Below are 20,857 nucleotides of genomic sequence, written 5' to 3' on the forward strand. Positions count from 1 at the left end.
GGTGCTCCGCCGACCGTCTGGTCGACGTGCCAGCGAGCGGCAACCGTGAGGCGACGACGCGACTTCGAGGCGGGCCTCTGCCGGAACGGGGGTCCGCTGGCCGCCCGGTTCAGGGAGGCGGGAGCGAGCGGTCCCCGCGAGGCGCATCCGCCGATCCGCGTGCCAGCGGATCGGCGTCGCCGGACGCAAGCCGCTCCACGGAACCCGACCACCCGACCGAGCCGACTGCGCGACGCCGCGCGAGGAGCGGCGTCGAATGAGCTCAGCCGACCCCGTGCATCCAGACGACGGGGGCGAAGTCGCCGCCGTAGCGGAAGGGCTCGAGCTCGTCCTCCCAGGCCTGGCCGAGGGCGAGGCGCAGCTCACGGTGCAGCTCGATGGGGTCGGCGCCGGCGAGCTCCATGGCGGAGCGGATGCGGTCCTCGGGCACGACGGTGTTGCCCGCGCTGTCGGTCTGCGCGTAGAAGATGCCGAGCTCGGGCGTGTGCATCCAGCGGCCGCCGTCGACGCCGGGAGAGGGCTCCTCGGTGACCTCGTAGCGGACGTCGGCCCAGCCGCGGAGAGCGGACGCGATGACGGCACCGGTTCCGACCGGGCCCTCCCAGGCGAATTCGGCGCGCAGTGTGCTGCGGAGCACGGGCTGCTCGATCCAGGCGAAGTTCACGGCACGACCAAGGGCGCGACCTGTCCCCCACTCGAGGTGGGGGCAGAGCGCGCGGGGGGCGGAGTGCACGAAGAGCACACCCCGAGTCTGCTGCGCCACCATGGTGTCCTCCGTTCGTCCCGGTGCGTCTTCCCCAACGACCCGGACCACGGAACACTCTGCGGTGCGCCTTCTTCGATTATGACGGTGGACGTGCCACCACGCCCGATCATGCAGGAGCGGCGGACCTCCGTCAAGGCGGCTCGCCGCGCCTGCTCGACCGGCCGTGGGCGGCTCCTGCCTATACTCGGGTCGTCCGCGCCGCCGGACGCCGCACACCGCCAGACGCCCGCCGGGAGGAGCACCGTGTCCGTCCGCGACGGCCTGCTCGCCCTGCTCACGCTCGGCCCCGCCTACGGCCTCCAGCTGCACGCCGAGCTCCTCGACCGTGCCGCGCACCGGCCCCGGGTCAACGTCGGCCAGATCTACTCGACGCTCGACCGCCTGCGCGAGCGGGGCCTCGTCGTCTCGGCCGGGTCCACCGACGACGGCCTCCCCCTGCACGCGCTCACCGACGAGGGCCGCGCGGAGGCGGCCGCCTGGCTGACGGGTGACGGAGCGTCCCCCGAGGAGGACTGGGACGACGTCCTCGACCGGGTGCTGCTGGCCTCGAGCCTGTCCGGCGCCGACCTCGCCGCCGTCCTCGACGCGTACGAGAGCTCGCTGCCCGCCACCGCCGACGAGCAGGCGGAGGAGGAGGAGGACGCGCACCCGCAGCGCCGCCTCGCCGCGATCGCCGCCCGCGTGCGGGAGGAGGCCCTGCGGCGCCTCCTCGAGGCGGCCCGCGACGAGCTCACGGGCGACGGGCCGGGTCGGGGCGTCCGCGGATACGCTCTCGAGCGTCCCCGCCGGGGCCGTCGAGCCTCGAGCTAGGACGAGACAGGCGCGGGTGCCGTCGCCTAGGGTGGTTCGCATGTCCCGCACCCCCCTCGGTCTCCGCGTCCCCTCCCGGGCGCGCCGGCGCCTCGTCGCCGCCGGAGCGGGCACGGTCCTCGTCCTGTGCGCCGCCCTCGCCGCCCCGCTCTCCGCGTCCGCCGCCTACGACCCGTCCGACTACCCCTCGTGGTCCGATGTCGAGGCCGCGAAGTCGAGCGAGAGCGCCACCGCCGCCGAGGTCGACCGCATCACCGCCTTCCTCGCCGACCTGCGCGACCAGGCCGCCGCCCTCACCGACGCCGCCATCAGCCGGGCCGCCGAGGCGGACGCCGCGCAGAGCGCTCTCGACGAGGCGACTCAGCGCGTGAGCGCCCTGGAGGAGCGCGCCTCCGCCGCCCGCTCGGACGCCGACGCCGCGAAGGAGCAGGCCGGCCGTCTCGCCGCCCAGCTCTACCGCAACGGCGGGACCGATGCGACGCTCAACCTCCTCATCGGCGGCGACGAGTCGAGCGAGCTTCTCTACCGCCTCGGCACCATGACGCAGCTCACCCAGCAGACCAGCCGGCTCCAGACCGCGGCACAGTCGACCGAGAATCAGGCCGTCTCCCTCGCCGCGCAGGCCGAGCAGGCCCGGGGCGAGCGCGTCTCCCTCGCCACCGCCGCGGCCGACGCGCTCTCGGCCGCCCGCTCCGCGCAGGCCGAGGCCGACGCCAAGGTCGCCGACCAGGAGAAGTACAGCCAGGAGCTCTACACCCAGCTCGCCTCGCTCAAGAACACCACCGCCGAGATCGAGCGGGAGTACGCCGACGGCCAGGACGCGAAGTCGGCCTTCGAGGAGCAGCAGCGCCTCTCCCGCCTCGCCGCCGAGGCCGAGGCCGCCCGCCAGCGCGCCGCGTCGGCTCCCGCCGCGGCCGCTGCTCCGGCAGCGCCCTCCAACAGCGGAGGTGGCGGAGGCGGCCCGGTCGAACTCGGCGACGACGACCCGACCGGCGCGCGCAACAGCTCCGCCAAGACCATCGCCGCCCTCGGCACCTACGCCGGACGCACGGACGGCCTTTCCCCCGCGCAGGCCCAGGCCTACGCCCGCACCGCTGTCGGCCGCTTCGGCTGGGGCGCCGACCAGGTCGACCGGTGCCTCATCCCGCTGTGGAACGGCGAGTCGGGGTGGCGCTGGAACGCGCTGAACCGCTCCTCCGGCGCCTACGGCATCCCGCAGGCCCTCCCGGCGAGCAAGATGGCCAACTCGGGAGCCGACTACCAGACGAACGCGGCGACGCAGGTCGACTGGGGGCTCTCGTACATCAAGAGCGCCTACGGCTCGCCCTGCAACGCGTGGTCGAGCTGGAACAACCGCTCGCCGCACTGGTACTGATCCCGCGTCTCACTTCGCCTGGTCGTAGGAGTCGACGACGGCGACGGTGACCGGGAAGTCGACCTCGCCCTCTCCGAAGAGCGAGCGTCCGGCGCGCACCGCCGCCTCGCGGACGATCGCGGCGACCCGCTCGCCGACGTCGGCGGGAGCGTGCACGATCACCTCGTCGTGCAGGAAGTAGACGAGGTGCGCCCGGCCGACCGCGCCGCCCTCGGCGCGCAGTCGCGCCCGCAGCTCGCCCATCCAGCAGAGCGCCCACTCGGCCGCGGTCCCCTGCACCACGAAGTTGCGGGTGAAGCGTCCCCACTCGCGCGCTCGCGCCGCATCCGCCGAGAGCCCCTCGGGTCCGGGAGGCGAGCTGCGCCCGAGCCGCGTCGAGACGCTCTCGCCGCGCTCCCCCGCCCGAGCCGCCGCCTCGACGTGCGCGACCGAGCGCGGGTAGGCACGGGCGAGCCTCGGGAGCAGCCGCCCGGCCTCGCCGCTCGTCGCCCCGTACATCGCCCCCAGCATCGCGACCTTCGCCCGCGGCCGATCGGGGACCACGCCGGCGTCGACGATGCCCTGGTAGAGGTCGCGGCCCCGCCCGGCGGCGGCCATGGCCGAGTCGCCCGAGAGCGCGGCGAGGATGCGCGGCTCGAGCTGCGCGGCATCCGCGACCACGAGGCTCCAGCCCGGATCCGCGGTGACCGCGGCGCGGATCTGCCGCGGCAGCTGCAGCGCCCCTCCGCCCGAGGTCGCCCAGCGGCCGGTGACGACGCCGCCCACCACGTACTCCGGCCGGAACCGGCCGTCGCGCACCCACGCGTCGAGCCAGGCCCAGCCGTTGGCGGTGAGCAGCCGGGAGAGCTTCTTGTACTCCAGGAGGGGCGGCACCGCGGGGTGCTCGAGGGACTGCAGCTCCCAGGAGCGCGTCGACTCGACCGGCAGCCCCGCGCGCCGCAGCGCCTTGAGGAGCTCGGCCGGCGAGTCGGGATTGAGCTCGGGCGCGCCGAGCTCGTCGCGCAGACGGACGGCCAGCGCCTCCAGCAGGGCCGGGCGGCCGCCGAAGAGCGGGCGGGGGCCGAGCATCCCGGTGAGCACCCGGTCGTGCACATCGGCTCGCCACGGCAGCCCCGCGTGGGCGATCTCGCGAGCGATCAGGGCGCCGACGGATTCGGCGGCGAGCAGCAGGCGGAGCCGGCCGGCCTCGGCGGCGCCGGAGAGCGCCTCCTCCTGCAGGGCCAGCTCGAGGACGGGGTCGAGGTCGTCGGAGCCGCCCGCCGCCTCCTCGAACCCGATCAGCGTGTCCTGCGCGGCGGGGGCCGCGGCTCCCGCGTCCCACGGGTCGAGGGGCGAGCGCGCGAGAGCCGATGAGGCGGCGGAGACCGAGCGGCGGAGGATCGCGCGGGCCAGCCGGAGGTCGTGGCACCGGGCGACGACCACCCCGGCCGACAGCAGTGCGGGGTACCAGCGCGCGGTGTCGTCCCAGACCCAGCGCGGGCGCTCCGGCTCCCGCTCCCGGACGAACGCCGCCAGCTCGGCCGGCCCCCTGCCGCTCCCGGCCTCGGCGCCGCCGACGGGGTCGACCGCCCGCCACGCCCCCGTGGGGCCGCCGACGAGTGCGAGGAGCATCGGGCCATTCTCCCCCGTGGCGGACACGGAGGCCGCCGTCGCGAAGACGGCAGGGCCCCCTCTCGCTGAAGGAGTCACGGCGACGGCCGCGAGGGCGGGTAGCCGGGGAAGGGCTTCTCCTGCGCCGTCGGCGGCTGATGGGCCCACAGGGCGGCCGCGATGGTGTCCATCGAGCGGGAGTAGCCCACGAGCGTCCGCCTCTCCGGCTCGGCCGCCCAGGTCACCGCGCGGAACCAGGTCTCGCGGTACGGGCCGGTCTCGATGCGGCGCACCAGGCCGATCCGGCCGGTGCGCAGGGCGTCGACCATCACCCACTCGTCCTGCCCGCTGCTGCGCAGCATCTGGAGCGGACTCCACTCGATCATCGCGCCTCCCACCGGTCGATCCGCGGCCGTGGCGAGCACGAGCGCCGCGGCGTACACTCGCAGACTATCGAACACATGTTCGAACGGCCAACCGGGTCCGGCGAGTGAACGGGAGCACGACGATGGCGGTGATCGACGAGACGGCGCTGGTCTCGACCGACGGCGAGGGAGTGCCGATCGCGCTCGAGTGGCGGGGCGGGAGCTACCGGGTGACCGACCGGCCGACGGTGTGGACCTGCACGAGCGAGTGGTGGGCGCCCCTCGAGGGGTTCCCGCCGACGTTCGGGCGCACACCGGTGAGCATCGGCGGCTGGCGCTTCCAGGCGACGGACCCCGCGACCGGCGGAGCGTTCGTGCTCGACGTGGTCGCGTCGACGGAGCCGCAGTGGAGCGTGGTGCGGATCTACGAGTAGTGCCGGCGCGAGGCCGGCCGGGCGGCTACTTGTCGGCCGACCAGGGCGCCCGCGTCATGGCGATGAGAGCCGCGACTCCGGAGACGAGGCCGACACCGGCGATGGCGGACACGACGAGCCAGAGAACGAGTTCCATGCCGCCAGTCTACCGAGCCCCGGAGCGGATCCTCTCCGCCCCGCTTCCATCCCCCGGCTATGGAATAGCCTGGGCAGAGTGACCGACGCCCCCACCCGCGCGAGTGTCGGACTGCGCTCGGAGCGCGGCCCGATCCTGCTGTCCCTGATGATCTCGACCGCTCTGGTCGCCCTCGACGCCACGATCCTCTCGACGGCCGTGCCGTCCATCGTCGCCGATCTGGGGGGCTTCGAGCAGTTCCCCTGGCTGTTCTCGATCTACCTGCTGGCCCAGGCGGTCTCGGTCCCCCTCTACGGCAAGCTCGCCGACGTGATCGGGCGCAAGCCCATCATGCTGATCGGCATCGCCCTGTTCCTGGTCGGCTCGCTCCTGTGCGGCCTCGCCTGGAGCATGCCCGCGCTGATCGCGTTCCGAGCCCTGCAGGGCCTGGGGGCCGGTGCGATCCAGCCGATGGGCATCACCATCGCCGGCGACATCTACACGGTCGCCGAGCGTGCGAAGACCCAGGGCTACCTCGCGAGCGTCTGGGGCATCTCCTCGGTCGTCGGGCCGACGCTCGGCGGCGTGCTCTCGGACCTGGGCGCCTGGCGCGGCATCTTCCTCGTCAACATCCCGCTGTGCCTCCTGGCGGCGTTCCTCCTGATCCGCAGCTTCCGCGAGACCACGCGGGGCGAGAAGCAGCGGATCGACGTGGCGGGCGCCTCCGTGCTCGCCGTGGGCACCGCGCTGCTCATCCTCGGACTGCTCGAGGGCGGCAGCGCCTGGCCGTGGCTCTCCCCCGCCGGAGTCGGCGTGTTCGTCGTCTCGGCCCTCGCGTTCGCCGGCTTCGTCGCGATCGAGCGGCGCGCGGCCGCCCCGGTGCTCCCCCTCTGGGTCCTCACGCGGCGCGTGCTGATCTCGACCAGCCTGGTCTCGGTGACCGTCGGCGCGATCACGCTCGGCGTCACCTCGTACTTCCCGACCTTCGCGCAGGGCGTGCTCGGCAGCTCCGCTCTCGGCGCGGGCTTCGCCGTCGCGGCGATGACGCTCGGCTGGCCGGTCGCGGCGAGCCTGTCGGGCCGGCTCTACCTGCGCATCGGCTTCCGCAACACGGGCTTCCTCGGAGCGGGGCTCGTCGTGATCGGCACGGCGCTGACCGTCCTGCTCGGCGCCTCCTCGACGCTGTGGGAGATCGCCGGCTTCTGCGTGCTCATCGGCGCCGGGATGGGGCTCGTGGCGACTCCGACGCTGATCCGGGCGCAGTCGAGCGTCGACTGGAACGAGCGCGGAGTGGTCTCCTCGACCAACTTCTTCGCCCGCAACATAGGCAGCGCCGTCGCCGTCGCCGTGTTCGGCGCGATCGTGAACGCGAAGGCGGGCGGCGGCGTCCCCGCACCGGCGGACCTCGCCGAGGGCACCCGCTTCGTCTGCATCGCGCTCACGGTCCTCGCCGTGGGCATGCTCGCCGCGGTCTGGGCGATGCCGAAGGAGGGGCGCCCCGTGCCGGGAGAGGATCGGGCGGCGGAGGCCGAGCCCGATGCGGCCCGGCCGGACGCGGCCCGGCCGGACGCGGCCCAGCCCTAGCCGTCAGGCGGCGCCGTCGGTTCTCGTCGTCAGCCGGAGCGGCGCGCCGCGGCCGTCGCTCGCAGTCGGTCGCGGTGGGTGCGGCGCACCCGGTGCGTCCAGCGCTGCAGGGACGACCCCATCCCGGGGTGCCGCGCCAGCGTGTGGAGAGCGCGGTCGAACCGGCGGAGCATGTCCGCGAAGGCGCCGAAGGGGCGGGCCGAGATGCCGACCTCGAGGTGGCGGTCGAGCACGATCCGGTGCCGGAGTCCCAGGTGCACGCTGATCTCGACGTCGTCGTGCACGTAGGCGTCGTGCCGGTGCATCTCCTCCGCGATCTCCTCCCACGCCGACCGGCGGACGGCGCAGTTGGAGCCGAAGAGCGGCCAGTTGGCCAGCGCCGACCCCATCAGCACGAAGTAGGCGTCCATGTAGGCGACCCGCGCGATCACCCGGGCGATCGGGCCGAGCTCGTCGAAGCGTCCGGGACCGGTCACCGCTCCGACCTCGGGGTCGGCGAAGTGGCCGGCCAGGCGCGCCAGCCAGTCGGGTCCCGGGCGGGAGTCGGCGTCGAGCCGTGCGAGGACGTCGCCGTGCGCCTCGTCGAAGCCGTGCGCCGTGCTCGCCGGGATCCCGGCTCCGTCGTGCCGCACCACCCGCGCGCCCGCCGCTCGCGCGACGGCGGCGCTGTCGTCGGTGCTCCCGTCGTCGACGACGACGATCTCGAACGGAGCGAGCGTCTGCTCGCGGAGGAGCTCGAGCAGCTGCTCGAGGTGGCGGGCGTCGTCCTTCACGGGGACGACGACCGAGATGCGCCGGTGATCCATCCGCCCAGTCAACGCGATCGGGGCGCTCAGCGGGGACACCGCCACGCGTCTCGCGCGAGCCCGGACCTGTCAACCGGCTCCCGAGCGCGTCGGATCCCCTGATGGGATCGACCCGTGTCCGCCGGACCGGCGGCCCGATCGAGACAGGAGACGACATGACCCAGGGACCTCGAGACTTCCGGCCCACCCGTGCACTGGTGACCGCCTCGGACTCCGGCATCGGCCGGGCGACCGCGGTGGCACTGGCCGAGGCGGGCATGGACGTCGGCATCACCTGGCACAGCGACGAGGAGGGCGCGCAGGGCACGGTGGAGGAGGTGCGCTCCCTCGGCCGGCGCGCCGAGATCGCGCGCCTCGACACGACGGATCTGGAGGGCGCGGGCGACGTGATCGACGACCTCGCGGATCGACTGGGCGGGCTCGACGTCGCCGTCAGCAATGCGGGCGGAGGCGGGGGCGAGCCCTTCCTCGAGCAGAGCCTCGACAGCTGGCGCTCGACCGTCGCCCTGAACCTCGACGGAGCGTTCGTCTGCCTCCAGCGCGCCGCGCGGCGCATGGCGGCCCAGGGCACGGGCGGCAGGATCATCGCGGTCACCAGCGTCCACGAACACCAGCCGCGGGTCGGCTCCGTCGCCTACACCGCCGCCAAGCACGGGCTGGGCGGCCTGCTGAAGGTCGCCGCACTCGAGCTCGGCTCCCTCGGCATCACCGTCAACGCCGTCGCCCCCGGAGAGATCGCCACGCCGATGAACGACGCCGAGGACGTGGACCCCGTCACGATCGACCGCCCCGGCATCCCCCTCGGCCGCCCCGGCGACGCCCGCGAGATCGCGGCGGTGGTCGCCTTCCTGGCCTCTCCCGCCGCCTCCTACATCACCGGATCCTCGTACGTCGTGGACGGCGGGATGCTGCAGATGGGGCCGCAGGCCGGCTCCCACCTCCGGCGGGACGACTGGCGCGAGGCCTGAGCCGCCGACCACGGCGCCCGCCCGCCGGGTACTCTCGAAGAGGTGCTCCGGCGGGCGGGGCGCCTGCTCCGGGATGTAGGTGACGCACGTGTGGTTCCGGCGTCGACGCAGGTTCAAGATGGAGCCGTACGACCCCGATGAGAACCCGTCGCGCGAGCCCGCCTCCGTCGAGGAGGCCGCCGAGGAGGGCCTGATGCTCGCGCAGTACGCCAGCCGGATGGCCGTGAAGAACCGGGTGCTGATGGACGGCCTCGGCGCCGACGTCCCCTTCGACTCGGGCCGCTACTCCGTCGTCGCCGCGGAGGAGCTCGAGAAGCTGGCGCGCGAGTCCGAGGCAGCCGCCGAGCGCCTGCGCGGCATCGCCGCCGACGTGACCTCGGTGGGCGGCCGCTCCGACCACGTGCACGACTACCGCTCGGCCGACGTCGACAACCTCGACCACCGCGAGCGGCTCTCGCTCCTGGTCGCCGACTCCCTCCACAGGCGGGCGCAGGACGAGGAGTACCTCGCGACGCTCGTCGACGACGCCCGTCAGGACGCGTGGCGCGAGCTCGCGCAGTCGATCGAGGAGACCCTCGACCGCACCTCGCGGATCGACCCGGACGACGAGGAGTACCGCCGCGACCGCTCGGTGCGGATGGCGCTCGTGGTCGTCGACGACCTGGTCAAGCTGGCGGAGGAGCGCGGCGTCAGCCTCGAGGACTGACGGGCTCGTCGTGGGACGCCGGGACGGGGCTCAGGCCCAGCCGGCGCGGAACGACTCGGTCGCCTCGGCGGAGCGCTCCCGGACCGACTCCAGCAGCTCCTCCATGGTGGAGCTGCGGAGGAACGCGAGGCGGTCGAGCTCGGTGACCGGTGCGACGCCGGCGAGCTGCCAGGCGTGCGCGGCCGGATCCTCGGCGAGCTCGACGACCGCGCCGTAGCGCTGCTCGACGAACTCGCTCGCGACCGCCAGTGCCGTGCGGACCGCCGACTCCGCCGCAGCCAGCGCGGGGGCGTGCTTCTCGTCCCACTCCAGATCGGGCAGCAGGCGGACCTCGGCGCGCGGGTACGGGTCGTCCTCGTACCAGCGGACGACCTCGAAGCGCTCCTCGCCCACGGAGTCGAGCGTGACGAACGACTCCGCCCCGTCGATGTTCAGGATGCGCGCGCGGGCGCCGACCGCGAACCGCTGGTCGCCGCCGCCCACCTCCTGGCCGCGCTCGATGAGCACGACGCCGAACGCGAGGGTCTCGTCCTCGAGGACGTCGCCGAGCATCCGCAGGTACCGCGGCTCGAACAGCCGGAGCGGGAGCGGCATGTGCGGCAGGAGCACGGAGCCGAGCGGGAACATCGGAAGATCAGGCACAGGATCAGGCAATCACGTCGAGCGGAGAGCGGCCAGTACGGGCGCGGCGCGTCGGGACGTGCTAGCGCATCGAGCCACCGTGTCGTCCGCTCGCGGATGCTCGCCACGCCCCGGACGATCTCCGACGGCCCGGCCTCACCCTCGAGGCTCCCACTCAGACTGGGAGCATGGATCTCGCTGACCTCCGAGCCGTCGTCCGAGCGGACCTGGCCGCCAAGGGCCACGCCTCCGACCGGCTCACCGTCCTCGTCCTCCGGCTCGGGCAGTACTCGAGCTCTCGTTGGACCCGGCTCCCCTTCCACCTCGTCTACCGCCTCGTCGATCTCGTCTGGACCCGCATGATCGTCGGAGCCGAGCTGCCGCCGACCGCTCAGGTCGGGCCCGGCCTGCGGCTCCCCCACTGGGGCCGCGGCGTGATCCTGCACCCGCGCACGGTCATCGGGAGGAACGCGTTCATCTACCACGGCGTCACCATCGGCGAGTCGAAGGGTCGGACGCCCGTCATCGGCGACGACGTCTACATCGGCGCCCGCGCGACGATCGTCGGGGACGTGACCGTCGGCGACCGTGTGCGGATCGGAGCCGGCGCCGTCGTCGTCCGCGACGTCGCCTCCGACTCGTCCGCGGTCGGCGTGCCGGCGAGGACCGCGTCGGCGGCGCCCTGAGGCACGGCACGCCGGTCCGACAGGAGCGGACCGCCCGCTCCGACGAGACCGGCATCAGGTGGACGCCCGACCCGGCGCTGGAGAGGAGGAACGACCGCGGGTGGAGCGGAGTAGGGCGTACGGGACTTGAACCCGTGACCGACGGATTATGAGTCCGCTGCTCTGACCGGCTGAGCTAACGCCCCGCGGCGGCCGTCCGAGCGGCCGTCAGGTGGCGGCGGGTGCGGACGCTGCGTCGGAGGCCGGATCGGCCACCGGCTCCCCACGATACAGGCTCTCGAAGGTGCTGATCGTGCGGTTGATGTCGTGCGAGGCGACGATGCGGAGGGAGGCGCGCTTCATCGCCTCGAGGTCCTCCTGATCGGCCGTGAGCACGGCGGTGAGGCGCTCGGCGAGGGCCTCGGCGCTGCCCGGAGCGAAGAGGTAGCCGTTCTCGCCGTCGTGCACGAGGTGCGGGAGGGCCATCGCGTCGGCGGCGACGACGGGGAGGGCCGAGGCCATCGCCTCCATGGTCGCGATGCTCTGCAGCTCGGCGATGGACGGCATGGCGAACACGGTGGCGCGGGTGTACGCCTCCTTGAGCTCGGCGTCCGAGACGTAGCCGGTGAAGCGGACGCGGTCGGCGATGCCGAGGGTCGCGGCGAGCTGCTGGAGGTTGCGCATCTGGTCGCCGCCGCCGACGATCTCGAGCTTCGCGTCGAGCGCCGGATCGAGCAGGGCGACCGCGCGGAGCAGGACGTCGATGTGCTTCTCGCCGGTCACGCGGCCGACGAAGAGGATCGAGTCGCCGGCGCGGGCCGAGAAGTCGGGCGTGTAGTTGTCGGCGTCGATGCCGCAGGAGATGGCGTGGACGCCCCGGAGGCCCGTGTACTTCTCGAGGAACTGCGCGGCCTTGCGGGTCGGCGTGGTGACCGCCTCCGCCCGGCCGAAGGTGCGACGCGCGGCCCGCCACGCCATTGCCACGGCCTTGGCCTGCACGGCCTTCGGCAGGAGGGTGAACTCGAGCATGTTCTCGGGCATGAAGTGGTTCGTGCCGACGATGCGGATGCCGCGCTTGGCCGCCTCGATCCCGAGGCCGCGGCCGACGATGATGTGCGACTGGAAGTGCACGACGTCGGGCTTCACCTCGTCGAGGATGCGCGCGCTGTTCTGCCGGATGCGCCACGGCATCGCGAAGCGCAGCCAGTCGTGCGGGTACCAGCGCCAGCTGTAGAGCCGGTGCACGATGATCCGCTGGCCCTCGTGCGTCTCGACCCGGGTGCCGCTCCAGCCGTCGGCCGAGGGGGCGACGACGTGGACCTCGTGGCCGCGCTGCGCGAGACCGGCGGCGAGGCGCTCGGCGAACTTCGCGGCTCCGTTCACGTCGGGAGCGAAGGTGTCGCAGCCGATCACGACCGTCAGCGGTCGGGAGTCGGGCGATCCCGGTCGGGACGCGTCGCGGGGATCTGACACGGGAGGTCCTATCGGTGTCGTGCCGCTCGGGGAGAGAAGGGAGCGATCGGCGGAGGTCGGTCGGTTTCGTGGCTCTCGGCGCGGACCCATTGTAGGCAGAGGACTCCTCACCACTCGGGATCCCGCGCCGTCAGCGCGCCTGCGGGTGGTGCTTGGCGAGGAGGAAGACGCCGTAGATGGCGACGGCCCCGGCCGCGATGAAGAGCGGGATCGCCCACGGGGCCGCGTACTGCGCCTCCCCGAGCACGACGATGCCGATCGCGACGGCGACCAGCGGGTCGATGACGGTGAGGCCCGCGACGACGAGGTCCGGCGGGCCGGAGGAGTAGGCGTTCTGCACGAAGTACCCGCCGAGCGCGGTCGCGGCCAGGAGCGCCACGATGCAGACCACCGTCAGCGGGTCGAACTCGCCGTACTTGATGCGGTTGAGCACGACCTTCGCGAGAGTCGCGACGAAGCCGTAGACCACTCCGGCGCCCACGATGTAGAAGATCGCCTTCGCTCCGCGGCGGAAGACGCGGAAGGCGACGACGAAGACCGTGAGCACCACGGCGAGGATCACGAGGATCGTGATGAGCTCGGGCGTCTGGATGGACTTGTCGACCGCGTTGAACGCCGCCACGAGGACGAACGTGCCGACGCCTCCGACGCAGAGCACGATCGCCCGGATCGACGCCGCGTTCAAGCGCACCCGGCTGACCCGCGCGTTGACGACCGCGGTGATCACGAGCGCCACCGCTCCGAGCGGCTGCACCACGATGAGCGGGGAGAAGCCGAGGCTCGTCAGCTGGAAGACGATCGCGAGACCCAGGAGCAGGGTGCCGATCACCCACGAGGGGCGCGAGAGCAGCGCGACCAGCTGGCCGCCGCTGAGCCCGGAGGAGCCGGAGCGCTTCGAGAACCGCTCCACCTTCGCCACTCCCCGGTGCTGGAACTGCGCGCCGAGGGAGAGGAACACCGCGCCCACGAGAGCGATCGGGATGCCGATGAACTTCGCCGGGTCGTTGAGGAGTTCGGCGAGATCGGCGGGCATGGGGTCGACCCTACCCAGAACGCCTCCGGGAGTCCTCCGACGCACGGGTGAGGGGCTGAGCCCAGCGGATGATCCTCGCGGACCCGGTCGGCGGCCCCGCGGTACCCTGTCCCCCATGGCCGTCCTCCCCATCCGCATCGCCGGCGACCCCGTCCTGCACTCCCCCGCCGCCCCCGTCACCGAGTTCGACGATGCGCTGCGCACCCTCGTCGCCGACATGTTCGAGACGATGGACACCGCCCCCGGAGTCGGCCTCGCAGGCCCGCAGGTCGGCGTCCCGCTGCGCCTGTTCGTCTACGACTACGCCGACGACGACGGCACCCCCCGCCGCGGCGTCGCGATCAACCCCGAGCTGTTCGTCACGCCGACCCCGCTCGGCGAGGCGGACGAGGACACGGAGTCGGAGGGGTGCCTCTCCTTCCCCGGCGAGCGCTTCCCGCTCCGCCGCTCCGAGCGCGCGATCCTCCGCGCGGTCGACCTCGAGCAGGAGCCGTTCGAGATCGTCGCGGACGGCTGGTTCGCCCGCGTGTTCCAGCACGAGTTCGACCACCTCGACGGCGTGCTCTACATCGACCGCCTCGAGCACGACTACCACAAGCCGGTCGCGAAGATCACCCGCAAGCGCGGCTGGGGCGGCCCCGGCGTCTCGTGGCTGCCCGGCGTGGAGCACCTCGAGGACTGACTCAGGCCAGGTCGACCCCGTGCACGCCGTTGTGGTGGCGGATCGCGGGGAACGAGGCGGTGACGCTCCGGCCGACGCCGGGCGTCCGCTTCTCGGTCACGTCGCCGCCGAAGAGGGCGGCCCGCTCGCGCAGCTCGGCGAGCGCGGGGCTGTCGATGCGCTCGGTGAGCGAGCGCAGGTCCGCCTCGAGAGCGCTGGCGTCCTGCTCCGCAGCGCCGTGCTGCTCGCGGTCGTCGTCGACCTCCACCCGGAGGCCGGTGGTCGTCCATCGGGAGCTGATGCGGACCTCGGTCCCCGCGCCGCCGGTCTCCAGCGCCGAGTCGAAGGCGTACTCGAGCACCCGGAGCACGGCCACCTCGGCGCCGTCCTGCAGCGGGAACGGCTCGCCGAACGACTCCTCGCGGACGCTCAGGCCTCGCTCGCGGGCGCCCTCGATCAGGGGGACGGAGCCGCCGGTGCGCGGCAGCTCCCCCGGATCGACGGAGGCGACGGTCGCGATGCGGCGCAGCTGCGCCAGCGAGGCCTCGGCCGCCCGCACGGCACGCTGCGCCGACCGCGCGGCTGCGGCGGGGTCGCGGTCGATCGTGAGACGGACGCTCTCGGCCTCCTCGACGACGTGCGCGGCGCTGCGGACCGCGAGCTGCTCGAGCTCGCCGACGATGCGGAGCCTCGCCTCCTGCTCGCCGACCGCCAGCTCGAGGCGGACGACGCGCGCCGCCTCCTCCGCACGGCTCTCGGCGGCACGGCGCTCGGCGCCGACGGCGCGACGCCACAGCACGACGACCGCGACCAGGGCGATCAGGGCGAGGACGAGGACGACTTCGAGCACGACGGCCTCCGGGGTGACGGGACGGGTTCGGCACAGGAGCGCCGGAGAGAGATCGTACCCGCGCCGTGGACAGCGGACCTGAGGCCGCGGAGGGGGTTGCGGAGCCGTACTCAGCCGTCGGAGCGCACGGAGCGGGTGACGGTGAAGCGGCGGTCGCGCGCCACCACCGAGGTCGGCCCGACCGCGCGGCGCAGCTCGGCCGGATGCGCGAGGTGGGAGTTGAAGACCGTCCACAGCACGCCTCCGGGGCGCAGCACGCGGCCGGCCGCGCGCAGCATGCGCCGGGCGACGAGGTCGGTGACGGCACCGTCGGAGTGGAACGGCGGATTGCAGAGCACGACGTCGACGGAGGACGCCTCCAGAGTCGAGGCGTTGTCGTCGCGGAGGACGCGGACGGCCAGCCCGTTGGCCGCCGCGGTCGCCCGGGCGGACTCGACCGCGGCACGCGAGGTGTCCGTCGCGATCACGGCGAGGTCGGGGCGGGCCCTAGCCACCACGGCGGCGAGCACGCCGGTTCCGCAGCCGAGGTCGAGTGCGGTGCCCGCGGGGAGGGAGTCGAGATCGAGGGCGGCGAGGAGGGCGCGGGTGCCGAGGTCCAGTCGTGCACCTGCGAAGGCTCCCGGCAGTGCGACGACCTCGAGGTCGAGCTCGTCCAGACGGCGCCGCTCGGGCCCGGGCGCGGGCGGCTGGTCGGGGAGCGCGCCGCTCGCGAGCAGGGCGCGCGACTTCTGCCGGGCGAGGGAGACGTCGATCCGCTCGTAGCGCACGGCGAGCACGTCGTTCATCGTGCGCGTCATGTGCTTGATGCGGCCGGCGCCGATCAGGGTCGCCGCCGGGTTCGCGAGTGCGGTCCCGGCCGCGACGGCGGCCAGGGCGTCGAGCGAGCGCGGCAGGCGCAGGAGCACCGCGTCGGCGTCGCGGACGACCTCCGCGACGGAGTCGACGATCTCGATCGGCGCGAGGTCGACGCCCGACCCGCGCACCGTCTCGAGGTTCTGCGCGAGAGCGCGCTCGGCGGTGATCGAGTCCTGCACGACCCGCACGGCACGGCCGTCGGCGGCGAGGCCGAGGCTCAGCGCCCCGTAGGCGTCCCCGATCACGGCGACGCGGCCGCGATCGGCGGCGAGGTCGAGCAGCAGACGGTCACTGGCGTCGACGGCGACGAGATCCGGCGCCTCGACGTCGGGGCGGCGGCGCAGGAGAGCGAGCACATCCTCGCGCATCGCGCCTCCGATCGCCGGTCCGAGCGGGTGGGCCCTCGAGGGCGACCGCTCGCGGGCACGAAAAAAGGGCCCGAGAGTGGAGTCCCGGACCCTTCGCTCCCCGACTTGGACTCGAACCAAGAACCTACCGGTTAACAGCCGATTGCTCTGCCAATTGAGCTATCGAGGATCATCCGACCACCCGGAGGCGATCAGCGCGGTACTACTTTAGCAAACTCTCCGCGAACGCAAAATCGGGCGCGCACTCAGTAGCCGGAGCCCGGGTCGACGCGGCCGACGAACGGCCCGCCGGCGGCACAGGCGGCCACGTTGGCGCGCACGCGCTCGGCCAGGAGCGGCGCGGTGATCTCGGGGGTGTCCGCGCTGTGGGGCGTGATCAGGCACCGGGGCTCGCTCCAGAGCGGATGCCCGTCCGGCAGCGGCTCGGGGTCCGTCACGTCGAGCGCGGCGCCCGCGAGACGGCCTTGGGCGAGGGCAGCGACGAGCGCGTCCGTGTCCACGAGGCTCCCCCGGGCGACGTTGACGAGCACGGCGTGGGCGGGGAGCCGCGCGAGCAGACCCGCGTCGACCATCCGCTCCGTGCCCGCGGTGGCGGCGGCGGCCAGGACCAGCACGTCGGCGTCCGCCGCGGCCTCGGCGAGCCGCGACGCCGGCAGGGTGCGGGCGGCGCCCTCCACCGGCTCGTCTCCGCGGCGGACGATCGTCACCCGGCAGTCGAAGACGGCGAGCAGCCGCAGGAGCTCGCGAGCGATCCCTCCTGCTCCGACGATCACCACGGAGGCGCGGTGCAGCGTGACCGCCTTCTTCGGCCCCCACGACGCGGCGCGCGCCCGCTCCGGCAGCGAGCGCAGGAGGGCGAGCACCAGCGCGAGCGCGTGCTCCGCCACCGGCTCCGCGTAGGCGCCCTTGGCGCTGGTCCAGACCACGTCCGCGCGGGACGCGGCGAGCACGGGCGCGAAGACGTCGACGCCGGCCCAGGGCAACTGCACCCAGCGGATCGACGGGTGCTCCTCCAGCACAGCGGCCAGCTCGTCCGTGCGGCCGTAGGACAGCCAGAGCAGCGCGTCCGGACTCCCGTCGAGTCCGACGACCACTCCCCCGCCCGACTCGACCGCCTCGGCGAACACCGGCTTCGGCCGCGGGAGCACCGCGACGCGCGGGACGGTCACTGGTCGGCCGCCTCGACGCGCTGCGCTCGGGAGGCGTCGAAGCGCTCGTACTCGGCGAAGGCCGCTCCGAGCTCGCGCACGTAGGGGTGCCGGCCCTCGATCAGCACGTCCAGCAGCGGCCCGTACGCGACGACCTCGCCGCCGACGAGCACGGCGATCCGGTCGGTCGCCCGGCTCAGCACGTCGATGTCGTGGCTGACCACGACGGCCGCGAATCCCTCCCGGCGCCGCAGGTCGGCGAGGAGGTCGACGATCGACTCGCGCACCGTCGCGTCGATGCCCGAGGTCGGCTCGTCGGCGATCAGCACCTTCGGCCCGAGCACGAGCGAGCGGGCCACGGCCACGCGCTGGCGCTGGCCGCTGGAGAGCTCGTAGGGGTAGCGGTCCAGCAGGAACAGCGGCAGGTGCACGGAGTCGAGCAGCGTCGCCACCCGCACCGCCGCGGCCTTCGGGTCGTAGTGGCGGTCGCGGAGGAAGATCGGCTCGGCGATCAGCTCCGAGACGGTCAGCTCGGGGCGGAGGGTCGCTCCCGCGTCCTGCGCGAGATGCGCGACGTCGACGGTGAAGCGCTTGAGCTCGCGGGCGGGGAGCGAGCGGAGGCGGTGCCCCGCGACCGTCGCGTCCCCTCCGATGATCACCGGACGCGTGCGGCCGCCGTCGTGCCCCAGGCCGTCGCCGCCGAGCACGCGCGCGAGCGTGGACTTGCCCGAGCCGCTGCCGCCGAGGATGCCGAGCACCTCCCCCGGCTCCACGCGGAGGCTCACTCCCCGCAGCGCCGTCCACCGGCGGCTGATGCCGCGCGGCGGGTACTCGACGCTGAGGTCGTCGACGACGATGGGGGCCGGATCCTCGGCGGTCCGGCTCACGCCCGGCGCTCCGCCTCGACGATGCTGCGCAGGAGCTCGCGCCTCGAGGCCTGCTCGACCGGGTCGGGCACGGGCAGGGAGGCGAGCAGGCGCTGCGTGTAGGGGTGCTTCGGCGCGGCGAGCACCTCGGCCCCCGTCCCCTCCTCGACCAGCTCGCCGCGGTAGAGCACCGCGATGCGGTCGGCGAGCAGGTCGACCACGGCGAGGTCGTGGCTGATGAACAGCGAGGCGAAGCCGAACTCGCGCTGCAGCTCGGCGAACAGCTCGAGCACGCGGGCCTGCACCGACACGTCGAGCGCCGAGGTGGGCTCGTCGGCGATCAGCAGCTTCGGCTCGAGGGCGAGGGCCCGGGCGAGGCTGGCGCGCTGGCGCTGGCCGCCGGAGAGCTCGTGCGGGTAGCGGTCGCCGTAGGAGCGGGGCAGCTGAACCGCCTCCAGGAGCTCGTCGACGCGCGAGCGCGCCCCGGCGGCGTCGCCGGCCCGTCCGTGCACGATCAGCGGCTCGGCCACGCACTCCGCGATGGTGAGCAGCGGGTTGAAGCTCGACGCCGGGTCCTGGAACACGAAGCCGATGTCGCCGCGGACCGGCCGGAAGGCGCGCTCGCGGATGCCGCGCATCTCCTTGCCGAGGACCTTCAGCGACCCGCCGGTCACCGGCGTCAGGCCCGCGATGGCGCGCCCGATGGTGGTCTTGCCCGAGCCGCTCTCGCCGACGAGGCCGAGCACCTCGCCCGCGCGGATGCGCAGCGAGACGCCGTCGACCGCGACGAAGCCGGGACGGCCGAGCCGGCCGGGGTACTGGATCCGCAGGCCCTCGGCGGCGACGAGCGTCTCGGCCTCGGGGGCCTCGGCGCGCTCGACGGCGCGGACGCGGGCGCGCTCGACGCCCTGGCCCACGTGCGGGACGGCGGCGAGCAGCTTTCTCGTGTACTCGGCCTTCGGCGCCGAGAACAGCTCGGAGACCGTCGCCTCCTCGACCAGCTCGCCCTGGTACATCACGGCGACGCGGTCGGCCAGATCGGCGACGACGCCCATGTTGTGGGTGATCAGCACGATCGAGGTGCCGAACTCGTCGCGGCACCGGCGGAGCAGGTCGAGGATCTCGGCCTGCACGGTCACGTCGAGCGCGGTGGTCGGCTCGTCCGCGACGATCAGGCCGGGATCCAGGACCAGCGCCATCCCGATGACCACGCGCTGCTTCTGGCCGCCCGAGAACTGGTGCGGGTAGTAGTCGACCCGCTTCTCCGGCTCCGGGATGCCGACGGTGCGCAGGACGTCGATCGCGCGCTTGCGCGCCTCCTTCTTCGAGACGGAGCCGTGAGCGCGCAGTCCCTCCGCGATCTGCCAGCCCACCGTGAAGACCGGGTTGAGGGCGGTGCCCGGCTCCTGGAAGACCATGGCGACGTCGGTGCCGCGCAGCTCCCGGAGGCGGGCCTTGGGCACGGAGACGACGTCGGTCGCCGCGCTGCCGTCCTTCTTCGAGAGCAGGACCACTCCGGAGGCGGTGGCCGTCTCGGGCAGGAGGCCGAGGATGGTCTTCGCGGTCACGGTCTTGCCGCTGCCGGACTCTCCGACGATCGCCAGGACCTCGCCGCGCTCGACGCGCAGGCTCACCCCGGCGACGGCGCGGACGGCGCCGCGGTCGCTCGCGAAGGCGACCTCGAGGTCGGTGATGTCCACGATCGGACGCGCTGAGGCGTCCCGGACGATGCGCTGGTCGCTCATCGCGTCTCCTCCACTCCGGCGACGGGGTCGTGCCCCGGCGTCTCCAGGCCGTCGGCGGCGAGGACGCCGCCCGGCACGACGGACGTCGCGGCGACGTCGCCGGCACCGGCGGCCACCGCGCGCCGACCGCGCAGGCGCGGGTCGGCGAGGTCGTTCAGGCTCTCGCCCACGAGGGTGATGCCCAGCACCACGAGCACGATCGCCAGGCCCGGGAAGACCGAGGTCCACCAGATGCCGCTCGTGACGTCCGACAGCGCCTTGTTGAGGTCGTAGCCCCACTCCGCGGCCGACGTCGGCTCGATGCCGAAGCCGAGGAAACCCAAGCCGGCGAGGGTCAGGATCGCCTCGGAGGAGTTCAGTGTGAAGATCAGCGGCAGCGTGCGCGTCGCGTTCCGCAGGACGTGGCGGAACATGATCCGGGGCGTCGACGCTCCGATGACCTTCGCCGACTCGACGAAGGCGTCGCCCTTGATCCGCACGGTCTCGGCCCGGATCACGCGGAAGTACTGCGGGATGTAGACCACGGTGATCGAGACCGCCGCGGCGAAGATGCCGGCCCAGAGGTTCGACTGCCCGCCGGAGATGACGATCGACATCACGATCGCCAGCAGCAGGGTCGGGAACGCGTAGATCGCGTCGCAGATCACGACGAGCACGCGGTCGAGCCAGCCGCCGAGGTAGCCGGAGACGAGGCCGAGGAAGACGCCGAGGAAGATCGACAGGACCACGGCGACGACGATCACGAGGAACGCGGTCTGCGCTCCCCAGATCACTCGCGAGAGGACGTCGTAGCCGCCGACGGTGGTGCCGAGCAGGTGCTCCGCGCTCGGCGGCTCCTGCGCGCCGAACGACTCGCCGCCCGAGCGCAGCTGCGAGTATCCGTAGGGCGCGATGAGGGGCGCGAACAGGGCCACCAGCAGGAACGCGCCGGTGATGATCAGGCCGGTGACGAGCATCCCTCGCTGGAGGCCGACGCTCTGCCGGAGCTGGTGGACGACCGGCAGATGGTCGACGAGACGGCGGCGCGGACGCGCCGGGGAGGTGGTGCTCATG

General features: G+C 73.6%; 21 protein-coding genes and 2 tRNA genes. 8 read left to right on the plus strand and 15 right to left on the minus strand.

Going from position 1 to position 20,857, the window contains the following annotated elements; all coding sequences use genetic code 11:
* Positions 1–262: 262 nt before the first annotated feature.
* The gene (locus C5C49_RS01875) at positions 263–766 is read right to left on the minus strand and encodes a DUF3145 domain-containing protein (RefSeq protein WP_104226674.1); all 504 of its coding nucleotides are present in this window, start codon (positions 764–766) and stop codon (positions 263–265) included.
* Positions 767–1,009: 243 nt separating this feature from the next.
* Here C5C49_RS01875 and C5C49_RS01880 point away from each other — a divergent pair, with 243 nt between their 5' ends.
* A complete protein-coding gene (locus C5C49_RS01880; protein ID WP_181132637.1) occupies positions 1,010–1,576 on the plus strand; it encodes a PadR family transcriptional regulator in 567 nt (188 codons plus the stop codon).
* Between the two features lie 40 nt (positions 1,577–1,616).
* Positions 1,617–2,951 (plus strand): hypothetical protein, encoded by a 1,335-nt coding sequence (locus C5C49_RS01885; RefSeq protein ID WP_104267569.1) that lies wholly within the window; start codon positions 1,617–1,619, stop codon positions 2,949–2,951.
* 9 nt (positions 2,952–2,960) lie between these two features.
* On the opposite strand, the gene C5C49_RS01890 is transcribed toward C5C49_RS01885, so the two are convergent.
* Positions 2,961–4,562 (minus strand): bifunctional 3'-5' exonuclease/DNA polymerase, encoded by a 1,602-nt coding sequence (locus C5C49_RS01890; RefSeq protein ID WP_104345279.1) that lies wholly within the window; start codon positions 4,560–4,562, stop codon positions 2,961–2,963.
* A gap of 74 nt (positions 4,563–4,636) precedes the next feature.
* A complete protein-coding gene (locus C5C49_RS01895) occupies positions 4,637–4,927 on the minus strand; it encodes a hypothetical protein (RefSeq protein ID WP_146076962.1) in 291 nt (96 codons plus the stop codon).
* Between the two features lie 104 nt (positions 4,928–5,031).
* Here C5C49_RS01895 and C5C49_RS01900 point away from each other — a divergent pair, with 104 nt between their 5' ends.
* Together C5C49_RS01900 and C5C49_RS01905 are read left to right on the plus strand one after the other, a co-directional pair.
* On the plus strand, positions 5,032–5,340 hold the full coding sequence (locus C5C49_RS01900) for a hypothetical protein (RefSeq protein ID WP_146084817.1): 309 nt from the start codon (positions 5,032–5,034) through the stop codon (positions 5,338–5,340).
* A 283-nt stretch (positions 5,341–5,623) separates the two neighbouring features.
* Positions 5,624–7,039: an MDR family MFS transporter gene (locus tag C5C49_RS01905; RefSeq protein ID WP_104345305.1), complete on the plus strand. Its 1,416-nt coding sequence runs from the start codon at positions 5,624–5,626 to the stop codon at positions 7,037–7,039.
* Positions 7,040–7,068: 29 nt separating this feature from the next.
* Here the strand turns inward: C5C49_RS01905 and C5C49_RS01910 are convergent, their stop codons facing one another.
* Positions 7,069–7,845, minus strand: a complete 777-nt coding sequence (locus tag C5C49_RS01910) for a glycosyltransferase family 2 protein (protein ID WP_104223456.1) — start codon at positions 7,843–7,845, stop codon at positions 7,069–7,071.
* Between the two features lie 155 nt (positions 7,846–8,000).
* On the opposite strand from C5C49_RS01910, the gene C5C49_RS01915 reads away from it, so the two are divergent.
* Together C5C49_RS01915 and C5C49_RS01920 are read left to right on the plus strand one after the other, a co-directional pair.
* Positions 8,001–8,813 (plus strand): SDR family oxidoreductase, encoded by an 813-nt coding sequence (locus tag C5C49_RS01915; protein WP_104345306.1) that lies wholly within the window; start codon positions 8,001–8,003, stop codon positions 8,811–8,813.
* A gap of 118 nt (positions 8,814–8,931) precedes the next feature.
* A complete protein-coding gene (locus tag C5C49_RS01920; protein ID WP_104223455.1) occupies positions 8,932–9,519 on the plus strand; it encodes a hypothetical protein in 588 nt (195 codons plus the stop codon).
* Positions 9,520–9,549: 30 nt separating this feature from the next.
* Here the strand turns inward: C5C49_RS01920 and C5C49_RS01925 are convergent, their stop codons facing one another.
* Entirely contained in the window at positions 9,550–10,161 is a 612-nt protein-coding gene (locus C5C49_RS01925; RefSeq protein ID WP_244229436.1) for an LON peptidase substrate-binding domain-containing protein, read from the minus strand.
* A 167-nt stretch (positions 10,162–10,328) separates the two neighbouring features.
* On the opposite strand from C5C49_RS01925, the gene C5C49_RS01930 reads away from it, so the two are divergent.
* A complete protein-coding gene (locus tag C5C49_RS01930; RefSeq protein WP_104345281.1) occupies positions 10,329–10,826 on the plus strand; it encodes a serine acetyltransferase in 498 nt (165 codons plus the stop codon).
* 111 nt (positions 10,827–10,937) lie between these two features.
* Here C5C49_RS01930 and C5C49_RS01935 read toward each other — a convergent pair.
* The 3 genes from C5C49_RS01935 to C5C49_RS01945 all read right to left on the minus strand — a co-directional run bounded on the left by C5C49_RS01935 (position 10,938) and on the right by C5C49_RS01945 (position 13,311).
* Positions 10,938–11,011: transfer RNA gene (locus tag C5C49_RS01935), tRNA-Ile, on the minus strand.
* 22 nt (positions 11,012–11,033) lie between these two features.
* Positions 11,034–12,278, minus strand: a complete 1,245-nt coding sequence (locus C5C49_RS01940; RefSeq protein ID WP_258060483.1) for a glycosyltransferase — start codon at positions 12,276–12,278, stop codon at positions 11,034–11,036.
* 130 nt (positions 12,279–12,408) lie between these two features.
* Complete coding sequence (locus tag C5C49_RS01945) at positions 12,409–13,311, minus strand: DMT family transporter (RefSeq protein ID WP_104234188.1); 903 nt, start codon at positions 13,309–13,311, stop codon at positions 12,409–12,411.
* A gap of 115 nt (positions 13,312–13,426) precedes the next feature.
* On the opposite strand from C5C49_RS01945, the gene def reads away from it, so the two are divergent.
* Positions 13,427–13,993, plus strand: a complete 567-nt coding sequence (gene def, locus C5C49_RS01950) for a peptide deformylase (protein WP_104223450.1) — start codon at positions 13,427–13,429, stop codon at positions 13,991–13,993.
* Between the two features lies 1 nt (position 13,994).
* On the opposite strand, the gene C5C49_RS01955 is transcribed toward def, so the two are convergent.
* From C5C49_RS01955 to C5C49_RS01985, 7 genes are all read right to left on the minus strand, one after another.
* Positions 13,995–14,822, minus strand: coding sequence for a hypothetical protein (locus C5C49_RS01955; protein ID WP_104223449.1), 828 nt, complete (start codon positions 14,820–14,822; stop codon positions 13,995–13,997).
* A gap of 110 nt (positions 14,823–14,932) precedes the next feature.
* Positions 14,933–16,045 carry a class I SAM-dependent methyltransferase gene (locus C5C49_RS01960; protein WP_104345282.1) on the minus strand — a complete coding sequence of 371 codons (1,113 nt, stop codon included), beginning with the start codon at positions 16,043–16,045 and terminating at the stop codon, positions 14,933–14,935.
* A 96-nt stretch (positions 16,046–16,141) separates the two neighbouring features.
* Positions 16,142–16,214 (minus strand) — tRNA-Asn (locus C5C49_RS01965).
* Between the two features lie 76 nt (positions 16,215–16,290).
* The gene (locus tag C5C49_RS01970; protein ID WP_244230629.1) at positions 16,291–17,214 is read right to left on the minus strand and encodes an NAD(P)-dependent oxidoreductase; all 924 of its coding nucleotides are present in this window, start codon (positions 17,212–17,214) and stop codon (positions 16,291–16,293) included.
* Positions 17,211–18,080, minus strand: a complete 870-nt coding sequence (locus C5C49_RS01975) for an ATP-binding cassette domain-containing protein (protein WP_104345283.1) — start codon at positions 18,078–18,080, stop codon at positions 17,211–17,213. The genes C5C49_RS01970 and C5C49_RS01975 overlap by 4 nt, the downstream gene beginning before the upstream one ends.
* Positions 18,077–19,804: an ABC transporter ATP-binding protein gene (locus C5C49_RS01980; RefSeq protein ID WP_104345284.1), complete on the minus strand. Its 1,728-nt coding sequence runs from the start codon at positions 19,802–19,804 to the stop codon at positions 18,077–18,079. Before C5C49_RS01980 ends, C5C49_RS01975 begins: the two co-directional genes overlap by 4 nt.
* Positions 19,801–20,856, minus strand: coding sequence for an ABC transporter permease (locus tag C5C49_RS01985; RefSeq protein WP_104345285.1), 1,056 nt, complete (start codon positions 20,854–20,856; stop codon positions 19,801–19,803). Before C5C49_RS01985 ends, C5C49_RS01980 begins: the two co-directional genes overlap by 4 nt.
* Between the last annotated feature and the right edge of the window lies 1 nt (position 20,857).

It is taken from the genome of Rathayibacter sp. AY1E2, assembly GCF_002932325.1.
GTDB lineage: Bacteria > Actinomycetota > Actinomycetes > Actinomycetales > Microbacteriaceae > Rathayibacter.